Below are 13,841 nucleotides of genomic sequence, written 5' to 3'. Positions count from 1 at the left end.
TTACGATGTACGTGCTAATTAAAAAATATATCCAATCAAAATCCCGGCTAAAACAATAATTGGAGGACTTACTTTAGTAAAATTCAATAAAAGAAAGGTAATCAGCATAATACTCAAAAACAACCAGTTAAATCCCATTGGGATGAGTAAGAGGATAAAAGCGGCTATAATAAATCCAACACTCACTGCATTAATGCCAGAAAGACTGTGACGGATTCTTGAGATTTTTTTCAGATCATCCCAAAATGGAACAATAAATAAGACCAAAATCAAACCCGGCAGATTAATCCCAATAACTCCAATCAATCCCCCCAAAATCTGTCCCCATAAACCATAACCAAAGTTTTTCATACTTAAAGCACCCAGGTAACTGGTAAAGGAAAAAGTTGGTCCTGGAAGTGCTTGTTGTAGCGCAAAACCAGATAAAAATCCTGGTGCCTGTAAATAATGTTTCATTTGTACAAACTCTGTAAACATCAGCGGAACAAGCACCTGTCCGCCACCAAAAACTAAAATTCCGTTACGGTAAAAGTTCTCCAATAAACGAATCGGTAAGCTAAAAGGTGAAGTTCTGTTGATAATTGCTCCAACCAGGGCAAATAAAAGTAATGCGCCTAAAAAATAGATCAGCTTTCGGGGATTAATATTGGAGAATAATTTGACACGCAGCTCGGTTTCTTCTCTTGGTGTTTCAATGGCTGATGAAATGATTCCGCCGACTAAAATCGCTAACGGAAAAACGTAGGCATTTCTTAAAACGAATGTGGCCACTACCGATCCGACAGCTAAAAAAACCGAAACCTGCGAGGAGAGCACTTTTCTACCTAATTTCCATGCCCCATAGGCCACAATACCCAGGGCAATTGGTTGTATATATTCTAAAACATCGTTAAATTTCTGTTTTTGATCGAGCAAAGCATAACTGATCGCAGCAAAAGTCATGATGGAGGCGGTTGGCAGAATCCATATCAAAAAAGTAATAATGGCCAGCTTCAATTTACCTACTTTCCAGGCAATGCCAACTAATGTTTGAGTAGATGCGGGTCCTGGTAAAACCTGTGCCAAAGCATTTAGCTCTAACAGCTCTTCTTCAGAAATAAATTTCGTGCTTTGAACAAAGTATTTCAACAGTAAAGATAAGTGAGCCTGCGCCCCGCCAAAAGAGGTAAATGTAAAAAACACAACGTTCCTGATAAACAGCCACTGCTTTTTAGCAGCGATAGGTTTAGTTTGCATTTATATATGATTTCTAGAATGGAGAACTGAATACTTAAAATTGCAAACTGGGTTAATCATCTTCGTAATCTAAGCCAGCTGCTGTATTATAGGCACTTTGTAATTCAAAAAAAGCATGCATATCTCTCTTGTTTCGGGCTACATTCATTCCTTTTTGATAAATTTCTATCGCCTTTTCTTTTTGATCATCTTTCTCGAACAATTTACCCAAATGATAATAAGTTCCTACATAATCAGGATGTTTATCAGTTAATTGAAGATAAAAAGAATAAGCTTTTTCTTTATCATTTTGAGCGTTATACTCTGTAGCTAAGGCATATAGTATGAACGGATCATTTGGATCACTTTCTAAAAACTCCAATAACTTTGCTAAACGGTTAGATGACATTTTATTTCCTTGCTTTTTTAATTAAATTTGCAGAAAGACCTTATATAAATAATACAATGAATATGATTTAATCGAACCCTCTTAATCAGCGGGGCGACTCAATCATATCTATTTAAACCACTATTAACATATGAAAATATTAGTTTGTATCAGTAACGTGCCCGACACGACGACAAAAATAACTTTTACCAACGATAATACCGAATTCAATACTGCAGGAGTGCAATATATTGTTAATCCTTATGATGAAATTGCCTTATCAAGAGCAATTGAGTTAACGGAGGGTGGTAAAGGCACGGTAACCGTTATCAACGTTGGCGAAGCCACAAATGATCCTACCATCAGAAAAGCACTGGCCATTGGTGCTGACGATGCTGTACGCGTGAATGCTGCTCCCCGCGATGCCTATTTTGTGGCTAAACAAATTGCAGAATATGCAAAAGACAAAGATTTTAACCTGATCTTAACTGGTCGCGAATCTATCGACTATAATGGAAATCAGGTTGCTGCAATGGTTGGCGAATTTTTAGATATTCCTTCCATTTCAATCATTAAAAAATTAGATGTTGACGGAGATAATGCAACTGTAGAAAGAGAAATTGAAGGTGGTAAAGAGGTTGTAACAGTTTCAGGAAAATTTGTTGCTAGTTGTGCCGAAGGTGTTGCAGAACCTAAAATTCCCAACATGCGTGGAATCATGAGTGCCAGAACAAAACCATTGACAGTTGTTGATGCAGTTTCAATTGAAGAGGTAACCAAAGTAACCAAATATGAAACACCTGCCCCACGAGGAACGGTAAAGCTGATTCCTGCAGATCAAACAGAGCAATTGATAAACTTGTTGCACTCAGAAGCGAAGGTAATATAAATTAAGCTGGCAGTTTGAAGTTTTCAATTTCCAGTTGTCTGTAATAGAGAGATAATTAATAGCATTAATTTCATTATAAAATAAAAATCCCTTTCATGGGGTTTATCGATAAAAATATGTCAGTACTAGTATATGTAGAACAAGCCGAAGGTAAATTTAAGAAATCCGTTTTTGAAGCCGTTTCTTATGCAAAAGCCATTGCCGATCAGCAATCCACTCATTTAACGGCAATATCCATCGGTGATGTGGCAGAAAGTGAATTAAAAGAATTGGGTAAATACGGCGCTTCGAAAGTATTAAATGTAAGTGCCGATCAACTGAAAACTTTTGTTAATCAGGCTTATGCAAGTGTTATTGCTGCCGCCGCCGAAAAAGAAAGTGCTGATATTGTGGTTTTATCTAACTCGTTCTCCGGAAAAGGTTTAGCGCCACGTATTGCGGTAAAACTTAAAGCCGGTTTGGCTGATGGAGCCGTGGAATTGCCAAGTAATGATGGCAAATTCTCAGTTAAGAAAACAGCATTCTCAGGAAAAGCTTTTGCCGTTACCGAATTAACTTCAGCGAACAAAGTAATCGCTTTAAATCCAAATGCTTTTGGTGTTAAGGAAAATGCCACCGATGTTACTATCGAGAACTTCTCTGCCGATATTAAACAATCAGACCTGGGAACTGTTATCAAAGATATTGTCAGGGCAACTGACAAGGTTTCTTTACCAGATGCTGAACTTGTGGTTTCTGCTGGCAGAGGCCTAAAGGGACCAGAAAACTGGGGAATGATTGAAGAATTGGCCGGGTTATTAGGTGCTGCAACAGCATGTTCAAAACCAGTATCTGATGCAGATTGGAGGCCGCACTCTGAACACGTTGGCCAAACAGGAATTGCCATTAGTCCAAACCTGTATATTGCTATCGGTATTTCCGGAGCAATTCAACATCTGGCTGGTGTGAGTTCATCAAAGGTAATTGTTGTCATTAACAAAGACCCGGAAGCACCATTCTTTAAGGTTGCCGATTATGGTATTGTTGGCGATGCTTTCGAAGTTGTACCTAAATTAATCGAAGCTTTAAAAGCACATAAAGGATAATTTTTGTCATCCTGAGCTTGTCGAAGGATTAAAAAATGTTTCAACAAGCTCAACATGACATAACAGATTATGAAAAAAGTTAAGTTAGATATTGTAGGTTTATCTTACAGCCAGACTCAATCTGGTGCTTATGCCCTTGTTTTAGGAGAAGTAAACGGCCGCCGCAGATTGCCTATTATAATAGGTGCATTTGAGGCGCAGGCTATTGCAATTGAAATTGAGAAGATGACGCCCAGTAGGCCATTAACACATGATTTGTTTAAATCAATGGCCGATACTTTTCATATCAATATTCAGGAGGTTATTATTTACAATCTGGTTGATGGCGTTTTTTATGCCAAACTGATTTGCAGCGATGGTAAAAACACACATGAAATTGATGCCAGAACTTCTGATGCCATTGCCCTGGCTGTTCGGTTCAACGCATTGATTTATACTTATGAATTCATCCTGGCATCTGCCGGAATTGTGATTGAAGGTAATGATTTTCTGTTTTTAGAAAACATGGATTCAATTGCGAAAGAACCTGATGCAGATAGCTTGCCAACATCATCAAAACAGCAAGGTTTTGGAGATTTAACATTGGAAGAATTACAGCAGAAGCTGCAGGAAGCAATTGCCGAGGAGGCTTATGAAAAAGCAGCCCGGTTAAGAGATGAATTAAATAAAAGAGGAACATCATAAATTGCTTAGTTCTTTCTCCAATCTTCATTTTTTTTAAAATTTTCTTAGATAAAAAGCTAAAATTTCAAATGACCCAAATTGTTTAAAATAATTTGGGTTCATTTTTGAATTATGTTTTAAAATAGTTCTATATTCAACCTTTACTTTCAAAAATCAAACAAAAAAATATGATGAACGTTAAGTTTCGCTTAACTTTGATGAGCTTTATGCAGTTTTTTGTGTGGGGCGCCTGGCTTATCACTATCGCAAATTACTGGTTTGGCACAAAACAATGGGATGGTACTCAATTTGGTGCAATTTTCGCAACAATGGGTTTTGCATCTTTGTTTATGCCTACTTTAACAGGTATTATTGCAGATAAATGGGTAAATGCAGAAGTGTTATACGGGATACTTCATATTTTTTATGCCTGTGTTTTGTTTTATTTACCTCAGGTTGAAAGTCCGAATGCCTTTTTCTGGACCATACTTATGGCGATGTGCTTTTATATGCCTACCATATCATTGAGCAATTCTATTTCCTATACTACTTTAAAATCAGGAAATTTAGATGTGGTTAAAGATTTTCCACCCATCCGCGTTTGGGGAACAATTGGTTTTATTGCTGCGATGTGGATCACAAATTTAACAGGAAATAAAGCTAGTGCTTACCAGTTTTACATTGCAGGAAGCGGCGCACTATTATTGGGCTTATATGCTTTCACGCTACCGAAATGTAAACCGACTCGGTTAATATCTGAAAAAGCATCATTAATGGAAACTTTAGGCCTAGAGGCTTTTAAATTATTTGCCAATTATAAGATGGCTCTATTCTTTATTTTTTCGATGTTTTTAGGAGGTGCTTTGCAACTTACCAATGCCTATGGAGATGTATTTTTAGATGAGTTTAAGAACTTTCCAAAATACGCCGAATCATTTGTGGTTAAGTATTCTACAATTATCATGTCAATTTCTCAGGTATCTGAAACGCTTTTTATTTTAGCCATTCCATTCTTTTTAAAACGATTTGGCATTAAAAAAGTAATGATCATTGCAATGCTGGCCTGGGTATTTCGTTTTGGGTTATTTGCATATGGTAATCCGGCAGGAAACCTTTGGATGATTATTTTATCGTGTGTGGTATATGGTATGGCCTTCGATTTCTTTAATATCTCGGGTTCACTTTTTGTTGAGACTTCAACAACTGCAAAAACCCGGTCATCAGCCCAGGGAATGTTTATGATGATGACAAATGGTTTTGGCGCTGTATTTGGCAGTTTGGTTTCAGGTTGGATGATTGATAAATATTTTACCAAGTCTTTCAATGATATTCAGGCCACTTCAGTGTTTGTCGGTTCAGAACCAACCAATAACCATTTACTTAATTTTATTAAAAGCCAGGGGGTTAGCATTTTAAACAATGGAACATTTGATAAAACCATTCACATGAAAGATTGGCATAGCATATGGCTTTCATTTACCATTTATGCCTTGATTATTACCGTTTTGTTTGCAATATTATTCAAACACAAACACACTAAAGCCGAAGAGAAAGCAATTGACGCAATAACTCATTAAAGCATACTACGAATCTCCTTATGTCAGCCGGTAAGTATAGAAAAGAACATAACTGTTTAAATTGTGGTTCTCATGTAGAAACACATTATTGCAGCAATTGTGGCCAACCAAATTTAGAATTAAAAGAAAGTTTCTGGGGTTTTATCAGCCATAGCATAGCTCATTATTTTCACTTCGACAATAAATTTTTTCAAACCCTTACCCCTCTCCTTACCAAACCTGGAAAAGTTACTTTAGATTATTTAGCTGGTAAAAGAGCCAGATATATCAATCCGGTAAGCATGTATATTTTTGTATCGATTGTTTACTTCTTAGTTGCTTACTCTCCGGAGCATGTTAAAAAAAGTGACGATCATGTTGAAAAAAAAGTAACGGCTGAACAAAAAGCTGCTATAGACAGTGCCAATAAAGTACTTAGCGCAATAGGCTTGAAAAGTAAAGCACCAAATATTATCAATAGAACAAAACAAGGTATTGAGGAAGGCTTGGATAGAAGTGCATTTAGAGCATTAAGTTTCAAGCAGCAAAGTGTGGTATTAGCCGACTTAAAGAAACTTAACCAGACTAAGAAATCAGATTCATTAACAAATGTGATCAAGAAATTCAACCTGATTCACGACAACAGAAATGACAGTACCTATGAAGCTTATTTAGCCCGACAAAAAAGATTACCTCTTTTTGAAAGGGACAGTTGGTTTGAGCGAATGGTTAAAAAACGCTCGATTACCATTGGCGAAAAATCTGAAGTAATCCAAGAAACCCTGGAGCATAATCGCCCAAAACAATATTTTTTATTAATGCCCCTGCTGGCATTATTTATTATGTGGAATTTTAGAAAAAACCACATTTATTACCTCGACCACCTGATTTTTACGATACATGGAATGACTGCATATTTCATTGTATCCATATTTACCAAACCATTAATTAAATATGTTTTTGGAACTGATTCTGTAGTTTCGAGTATTATTGGAATTGGAGTATTAATATGGATATGCTGGTATCTTTACCATGCGCTTAAGGTATTTTATCAAAGGAAGAAAGTAATCGGTAAAATGATCATGATTTTAATTCTCTATGCTGTGGCTTTAAAATTAACCGAAATGGTTATGATTAATTTAATTTATTATGTGGCCACTTAATCAAAAAAAAGCGCTCTAAAAATTTTCGTTTCAGTAATCGCCTCCAACCTGATGAAGATTTGAATATTGCTATTAAGCAAATTCCTGTTTTCACAAAAAAGCCTCAGAAAAATCTGAGGCTTTTTTGTGAAACGGCTTACTTTCTATTTTTGATTTCAACAAACTCCCTATCTGTTTCACCAACATAAATTTGACGGGGACGACCAATAGGCTCTTTGTTTTCATGCATTTCTTTCCATTGAGCAATCCATCCTGGTAAACGCCCCAAAGCAAACAATACTGTAAACATTTCTGAAGGGAAACCTAAAGCCCTGTAAATAATACCGGAATAAAAATCTACATTTGGATAAAGCTTCCTATCAATAAAATATTGATCTGTTAAAGCAGCTTCTTCTAACTTTTTAGCAATTTCTAAGATTGGATCATCAATGCCTAAGTTCTCCAGAATATCATCACATGCTTTTTTGATGATTTTAGCGCGTGGATCAAAGTTTTTGTAAACCCGGTGCCCAAAACCCATCATACGGAAAGGATCATTTTTATCTTTTGCTTTATTAATCCATTTTTCAGTATCACCACCGTCAGCTTTAATCAACTCCAGCATATCAATTACCGCTTGATTTGCGCCACCATGAAGCGGACCCCACAATGCAGCTATACCTGCAGAAATAGAGGCATAAAGGTTACAGTCAGAAGAACCAACAATACGAACTGTAGATGCTGAGCAATTCTGTTCATGATCAGCATGCAGGATAAGCAATTTGTTCATTGCATTAACCACAATCGGATTTACTTCATAATCTTCAGTACGCTGACCAAATGTCATCCAAAGAAAATTAGTAACATAATCGTATTTATTTTTAGGATAAATAAGTGGATGCCCTAAAGATTTTTTATAAATAAATGAAACAATTGTAGGCAGTTTAGCCAATAATTTGATGATGGTTAAATCCTGTTCTTCAGCTGTTTGATTAGGTTTTAAACATTCAGGATAAAAAGTAGATAATGAAAAAATCAACGATCCCAATTGGCCCATTGGATGAGATCTTGATGGGTAACCATCAAAAAACTTCTTCATATCTTCATGAATCAATGTATGCTTACTGATTTCAGCTTGAAAGCCATCTAATTGTTCCTGAGTGGGTAAATTACCGTAAATGATCAGATAAGCAACTTCTAAAAAACTTGATTTTTCAGCAAGCTGTTCAATAGAATAACCTCTATATTTTAAAATACCTTTTTCCCCATCTAAAAAAGTGATTTTACTTTTTGTCGACCCCGTATTTTTAAAACCAGTATCTAAAGTTACAAAACCTGTAAGATCTCTTAATTTCGATATATCAATGGCCTTTTCATCTTCTGTTCCTGTGATTACTGGCAATTCTATTGTCTTACCATCGACTTTAATCTCTGCAATATCTGACATATTATTGTATTGTGTTTATAGCTTTCTAAATTATATAAAATTAATATACATGCATAACAAATCTGTTAAATTAATATGAATAATCGGTCAAAAAGACGTAACAATCATGCTTAATTTAATCAGGTTTTGTAATTATTTTCCATTAATCTCTTCGGCAACTCTGCCGCATTCCAACATTTCATTACCGTAGTACGGATTTCTAATTTCTTTCTCTGTTGATAGCCAATCTCCTCCATCTCCTTTGTTGGCCATAGGACAATGCTGAACATAGATAGTTCCTGCTTCTATATCAGTATTTTTTAACAGCGCAATAACATCTGCACTTAAAACTGTAAAATTTTTACGTTGAGTAACAAGGTCACTGGTAGAAGCGATTTTAGCAGCTATTTCGGCAGTAGGTTCGCAACCTTCGTAATTGGCCAGACTGGTTTCCAGCACAGTTGCAGATTTTTGAGCAGCATCAGCATCTGAAGAAACCAGCGCATTTTTTAAATCTATATACTGTTTTAAGATGTTAGATTTTTTTTCATCCTTGATGGTAATATTGCTTACCAGAGATGAATCTTGTTGTAAAGAGTCTGTATTTTCCGTTGATTTTTTCTCTGCCTGATTGCAAGCCATTAACGTAGCTAATATGGCAATTCCTAATATCCTTTTCATTGTATTTGGTTTTCGGCTCAAAATAGCAATTTTAATATTAAATCAATAAAAAAAGCCCCGCAAATTGCGAGGCTTCGGAAATATATGATGATTCAATTATAATTTGAAATTATATGCCAATCTTAAAGCATATTGACCTGTTTGTCTGAAATAGGTGGTTGATGAACTGTTATTTACATAACCTTCATATCTTACACCGATATCAAATCCACTGTTCCATTCATAACCAACCCCCCCTGTATAGATAAAATTGGTTTTTGCACCATCCTGGATGGCGAATCCTGCTCCGGCCTCAGTTGCCAGATACATTCTTTTAATGGCAAACACTTTTACACCACCTTTAGCAGGAATAAAATCAACATCAAGAGAATTGTTTTTACCCATTAGTTTAGTGTAACCGCCTGATGCAGTGATGGCAACATCCTTTGTAAGATCCCATTGCAATTTTAAATCAGCACCATAGGCATAATCCATTGGAGATTTATCTCTAAATAAACCACCACTTATTCCAACTCCCACTTTAAATCCCATTCCATTATCCATCATCGTTCCATCCATGGTAGTCATTGTTTGTGCATGCAAATTTGTCATCGTAAAAATTGCAAGAGCGGTAAATGTCGTTGCAAAAAGTTTTGTAATTGTTTTCATGTTAGATATTTTAAGTTATTCATTAAGGGTTTTGCTATATATACGACAATAAAAAGATAACAGATTTTATAATTTTCATCTTTTCAGAAATTTTCATCAATAAAAAGCATCCGCATTTCGTGGCTGTTGCATAACAACTACTTTGTTGGTTTAAAAACAGCAAATCATAAAATGGAAAAGAATCAGATGTAAATAAAGACGAAAAGCAAGACGACCTCCCAAAAAGCATAAGCTAAAACAGAAAAGAATTCCAAATCAACGCTATTACGAGCCTTCAGATCATGATTTTAGATTTTTGGAAATCCTCATTAAAACAAAAGCTCCGACTTTTCAGTCGGAGCTTTCAATTAAATATTTAAATCAAGTATTAGTTAAAGTTATAACGAACGCCTATTTGAGCTTGCCATCTCGAAGCAAATGGAGCAACTTGATATGCTGTACCATTGGTTGGGGCACGGAAAGTATAACCACCACCAGTAGTAGCGTTGTAATTATAATTAATTAAAGTAGATGCACCATTTGATAACGAGTATAATTTACCCCAATCTTTATTGATTAAATTACCAACGTTGATGATATCTAATGATAATTGCAAACTATTCTTAGTTCCTTTACCACCTACTACACCTAAATCTTGCATAACACGAACATCAAATTGATGTTCCCATGGCATCCTTGCACCATTACGTTCAGCATATTGACCTCTTCTAGTGCTTAAGTATGGGTCATTGTTGATGAAATCATTTAAAGCAGTCCATTGTTGAGCAGGAGTGAAAACTTGTGTACCAACTGTCAAAGGAGTTAGGTTAATTTCACTTTGAGTTTTAGGTACATAAAGTAAATCATTTTGATTATTTCCATCTTGGTTAAGGTCACCAAAATATAAATAAGTAAATGGAGACCCAGATTTACCTACATAGAATAATGAGAATGTAGTTCCAAATGACTCATTTTTACCATATTTAATTGCATAATTCAACGCACCAGTAACTCTATGTCTAACATCAAAGTTAGAATAAGCTAAATCAGGATTATTTGGATCATTGACGATTTGAACAAATCCAAAGTTTGAAGAAGCTGTACTGCTAGCACCAGAGTTAACATCCTTAGATTTACCATAGGTATAAGATCCTGATAAGAATAATCCAAAATTAAAAGCTTTTTGCAATTGAGCTGTTAAGTTATAGCTGCTTCCTTTATCAGTGTTATCTAAATAATAAACGTTGGTAAAAGTAGTATTTACTTTTCCAGCCGTTGCTGGATAGTTATATAAAGGGCGAAGATCGGCACCACCTGTGATACTTGCAGGAATAGTTCCAATAGCAGGTTTCATGTTGATGTTTTTATATAATACGTTATTTACAGTTTTACTATATAAAGCCTCTAAAGTACCTGTAATTCCACCAGGTAATTTAAAATCTGCTGCTAGATTTGTTCTAAAAACTTGAGGTAATTTAAAATTTTTATCAGCTAGGTTCACTTCATAAGTTGAAACAGAACCACCTGCGGCTCTTTGATTCGCAGGATCAGCAATAAAAGTACCCGTACCGTTAGTTGCATTTACTGCACCATATAACATTCCACTGTTAGTAAATTGGTTTGATAACCATACGAATGGAGCACGACTAGTCAATAACCCAGCACCCCCTCTTAATTGTAAAGCTCTGTCACCAGTTAAATCCCAGTTAAAACTTAAACGTGGAGAAACTAAAATCTGACCACTTGGAGTTTGATCTGTTCTTTGATTAGCAAAAGTAGAGGCAATGAGAGGATTAGCAGCAGGATCGTCAAAAAACAATGGTACATCAACTCGTAATCCAGCGATTAACTTGAAGCCTTTGAAAGCATCGATTTCATCTTGAAAATAAAATCCTAATTGAGCAGCGTTAAATTTCGCTGCAGGAGTTGGGTCTCCAGGTACCACTGAATAAGTTGCTGCTGCAATGTTTGGTCTTGCATTCGTTACAAAATCATTCAAGTTACTATAAGTATAACTTCCTGCAAAGTTGTTCATGAATAAGTTTCTAAACTTGAAAAACTCATTATGTGTACCGAAAGTAAAGGTATGTTTGTTAGCAAAGATTTTTAAGTTATCAGTAAATTCGATAATGTCCTGATCTAATTCATTGGCTGTAGAACTTCTTTCAGAACCAACCAATACAGAGTTACCAGAGATACCATTAATGTTATTGATTTGGATTTGCGGGAATAATGACCCTGCTGTTGATCTGAAATCTCTAATTCTTTGGTAACCAACTATTAAATTATTAGATACATTTTGAGAGATTGCGCTTCTTAACTCTAATACCGATACATTTTGATTGTTATTGAATCTATAAGCATTGTTTCCAAAACGGAACTGGGTTGTACTTCTGCTAATGTTATCGTCAAATGCTTTAATATAGTTATGACGTAATGTTAACTGATTTTTTGCATTAATATTCCAATCCAAACGAACAAAAAGTTTATTGTTTTGTGTTTTAGAATCTATTGCGCCTGAACTTCCGGCATCATAGCCATATCTAGTTTGTAGAGTATTAGCGATTGTTTGTGCATCTGCAGCTGTTAGAACAGATCCAGGATCACCTACATTTAAAGTGGTTGGCTGTTGAATCCTACCCATTTCTCCATTAACAAAAAGAAATAATTTGTTTTTGATAATGGGAGCGCCCAAACGGAAACCATATTGAGTATTATAGAAATCAGCCGCTTTTGTATTTAAACCGTCAACACTCTTTCCAATAGTATTTTGATTTCTACCAAAAAAGTAAGCAGAACCCTCAACTTTATTAGTACCAGAACGAGTGATAGCATTAATACCACCACCTGCAAAGTTTCCTAAAGTTACATCAAAAGGAGCCAACACTACTTGTAATTCCTGAATAGCATCTAATGAAATTGGTTGAGTTCCGGCTTGACCACCTGGTGCACCACTACTAGCTAATCCGAAAACGTCGTTGTTTACAGCACCATCAATGGTGATGTTATTAAATCTGTTATTTGCACCAGCGAAAGAGTTACCGTTTGCTTGTGGTGTTAAACGGGTAAAGTCACTTAATGAACGTGATAATGATGGAAGACTTTGCAATTGTTCTTTACTGATATTAGTAGAAGCCCCTGTCTTTTTACTATTGAAAACAGGATCATTTTTACCAGTAATTACAATCTCATTTAGCTGTTTACTGTTGTCTGTTAAAACTATGTTTAAAACATAAGGATCACCTAACTTTAAAGTTAAGTCATTAATTTTTTCCGCATTATAACCAATGTAACTTACTTCTACTGTGTAAGGACCACCTACACGCATATTAGAAATAGTGTAACGACCATCGTTATTGGTTGATACAGAATAAACTGTACCAGTTGGAATATGCGTAGCTTTTAAACTCGCGCCAGGTAGAGCACCTTTTGCATCTCTAACTGTCCCTGTCATTGTTGATGTGGTTACCTGTGCCTGAGCACTAAAAGTAATACCTGCAATAGCAACAATAACGAATACTAATCTTAAAAGTAAAGATTTGTTCATACTTCTTTTTTTAATTGTTTTTGTTTGTTGAATAATAATCGGGGTGATTTTTATTGCCGCAAATGTACTCAATAATATTTAACACATTTTAACATCCAATGTTAAATTATCGTTAAGTATTATAAAACTTTTCAACAATTAACATGTTTTATTGGCATGATAACTTTCACTTTATCAACAGTTTGAATATAGAAATGAATAACTATCAAAAAAAGAACAAAAATATTACAATATATCAAACAAAAAACGGAGTTTCGTTACATTTTACCAAAAAACATATTCCAACAATTTATTTTTTGAATAAGTAAACTTACAAAAGACCAACTAAAGCAGAAATTCTTCTTTTGATCAGAAGTTTTCCGAACAAAACGTTGAAAATCATAAAAATCAATTCACAAGTTTTAAATCAGCTGATTAAAACCAATCAATATGGATAAAAGATGAGTTTTATTTATAATTTGAGGATCATGACAAATAATGATGTTATTTGTAATTCAAACGAATCTCTTCCCATCAATAAACTTAAAATGGATGTTTACTTGATTTGTCAATTTTTCTGTATTTGATAAAGGTATCTTAATAATCATCCCATCAATTAACATTTTTTTTTTAGTTTTGGCAA

At 35.1% G+C, this 13,841-nt stretch carries 11 protein-coding genes; 5 read left to right on the top strand and 6 right to left on the bottom strand.

From position 1 onward, the window contains the following. Positions 1 to 18 precede the first annotated feature (18 nt). Positions 19 to 1,236, bottom strand: coding sequence for a chromate efflux transporter (gene chrA, locus DU508_RS00505; RefSeq protein ID WP_115400892.1), 1,218 nt, complete (start codon positions 1,234 to 1,236; stop codon positions 19 to 21). Between the two features lie 52 nt (positions 1,237 to 1,288). Further along, the gene (locus tag DU508_RS00500) at positions 1,289 to 1,624 is read right to left on the bottom strand and encodes a tetratricopeptide repeat protein (protein ID WP_115400891.1); all 336 of its coding nucleotides are present in this window, start codon (positions 1,622 to 1,624) and stop codon (positions 1,289 to 1,291) included. Positions 1,625 to 1,754: 130 nt separating this feature from the next. Between DU508_RS00500 and DU508_RS00495 the strand changes: the two genes are divergently transcribed. The 5 genes from DU508_RS00495 (at position 1,755) to DU508_RS00475 (ending at position 6,959) form a co-directional block, all read left to right on the top strand. Further along, positions 1,755 to 2,492: an electron transfer flavoprotein subunit beta/FixA family protein gene (locus DU508_RS00495; RefSeq protein ID WP_115400890.1), complete on the top strand. Its 738-nt coding sequence runs from the start codon at positions 1,755 to 1,757 to the stop codon at positions 2,490 to 2,492. A 116-nt stretch (positions 2,493 to 2,608) separates the two neighbouring features. Continuing rightward, positions 2,609 to 3,577 (top strand): electron transfer flavoprotein subunit alpha/FixB family protein, encoded by a 969-nt coding sequence (locus tag DU508_RS00490; protein ID WP_115401018.1) that lies wholly within the window; start codon positions 2,609 to 2,611, stop codon positions 3,575 to 3,577. 69 nt (positions 3,578 to 3,646) lie between these two features. Beyond that, positions 3,647 to 4,261: a bifunctional nuclease family protein gene (locus DU508_RS00485; protein ID WP_115400889.1), complete on the top strand. Its 615-nt coding sequence runs from the start codon at positions 3,647 to 3,649 to the stop codon at positions 4,259 to 4,261. A 170-nt stretch (positions 4,262 to 4,431) separates the two neighbouring features. Beyond that, positions 4,432 to 5,817: a nucleoside permease gene (locus DU508_RS00480; protein WP_115401017.1), complete on the top strand. Its 1,386-nt coding sequence runs from the start codon at positions 4,432 to 4,434 to the stop codon at positions 5,815 to 5,817. 20 nt (positions 5,818 to 5,837) lie between these two features. Further along, on the top strand, positions 5,838 to 6,959 hold the full coding sequence (locus DU508_RS00475; RefSeq protein ID WP_115400888.1) for a DUF3667 domain-containing protein: 1,122 nt from the start codon (positions 5,838 to 5,840) through the stop codon (positions 6,957 to 6,959). A gap of 136 nt (positions 6,960 to 7,095) precedes the next feature. Here the strand turns inward: DU508_RS00475 and DU508_RS00470 are convergent, their stop codons facing one another. From DU508_RS00470 to DU508_RS00455, 4 genes are all read right to left on the bottom strand, one after another. Beyond that, positions 7,096 to 8,385 (bottom strand): citrate synthase, encoded by a 1,290-nt coding sequence (locus DU508_RS00470; RefSeq protein ID WP_115400887.1) that lies wholly within the window; start codon positions 8,383 to 8,385, stop codon positions 7,096 to 7,098. 132 nt (positions 8,386 to 8,517) lie between these two features. Continuing rightward, positions 8,518 to 9,045 carry a DUF3347 domain-containing protein gene (locus tag DU508_RS00465; RefSeq protein ID WP_115400886.1) on the bottom strand — a complete coding sequence of 176 codons (528 nt, stop codon included), beginning with the start codon at positions 9,043 to 9,045 and terminating at the stop codon, positions 8,518 to 8,520. Positions 9,046 to 9,141: 96 nt separating this feature from the next. Then, positions 9,142 to 9,693: a hypothetical protein gene (locus tag DU508_RS00460; RefSeq protein ID WP_147273574.1), complete on the bottom strand. Its 552-nt coding sequence runs from the start codon at positions 9,691 to 9,693 to the stop codon at positions 9,142 to 9,144. 367 nt (positions 9,694 to 10,060) lie between these two features. Beyond that, positions 10,061 to 13,291 (bottom strand): TonB-dependent receptor, encoded by a 3,231-nt coding sequence (locus tag DU508_RS00455; protein ID WP_233509358.1) that lies wholly within the window; start codon positions 13,289 to 13,291, stop codon positions 10,061 to 10,063. Positions 13,292 to 13,841: the final 550 nt, after the last annotated feature.

The organism is Pedobacter chinensis (assembly GCF_003339865.1).
Taxonomy (GTDB): Bacteria; Bacteroidota; Bacteroidia; order Sphingobacteriales; family Sphingobacteriaceae; genus Pedobacter; species Pedobacter chinensis.
Note: the sequence above shows the minus strand (reverse complement) of the source record. Positions and strands in the feature narration are given on the sequence as shown.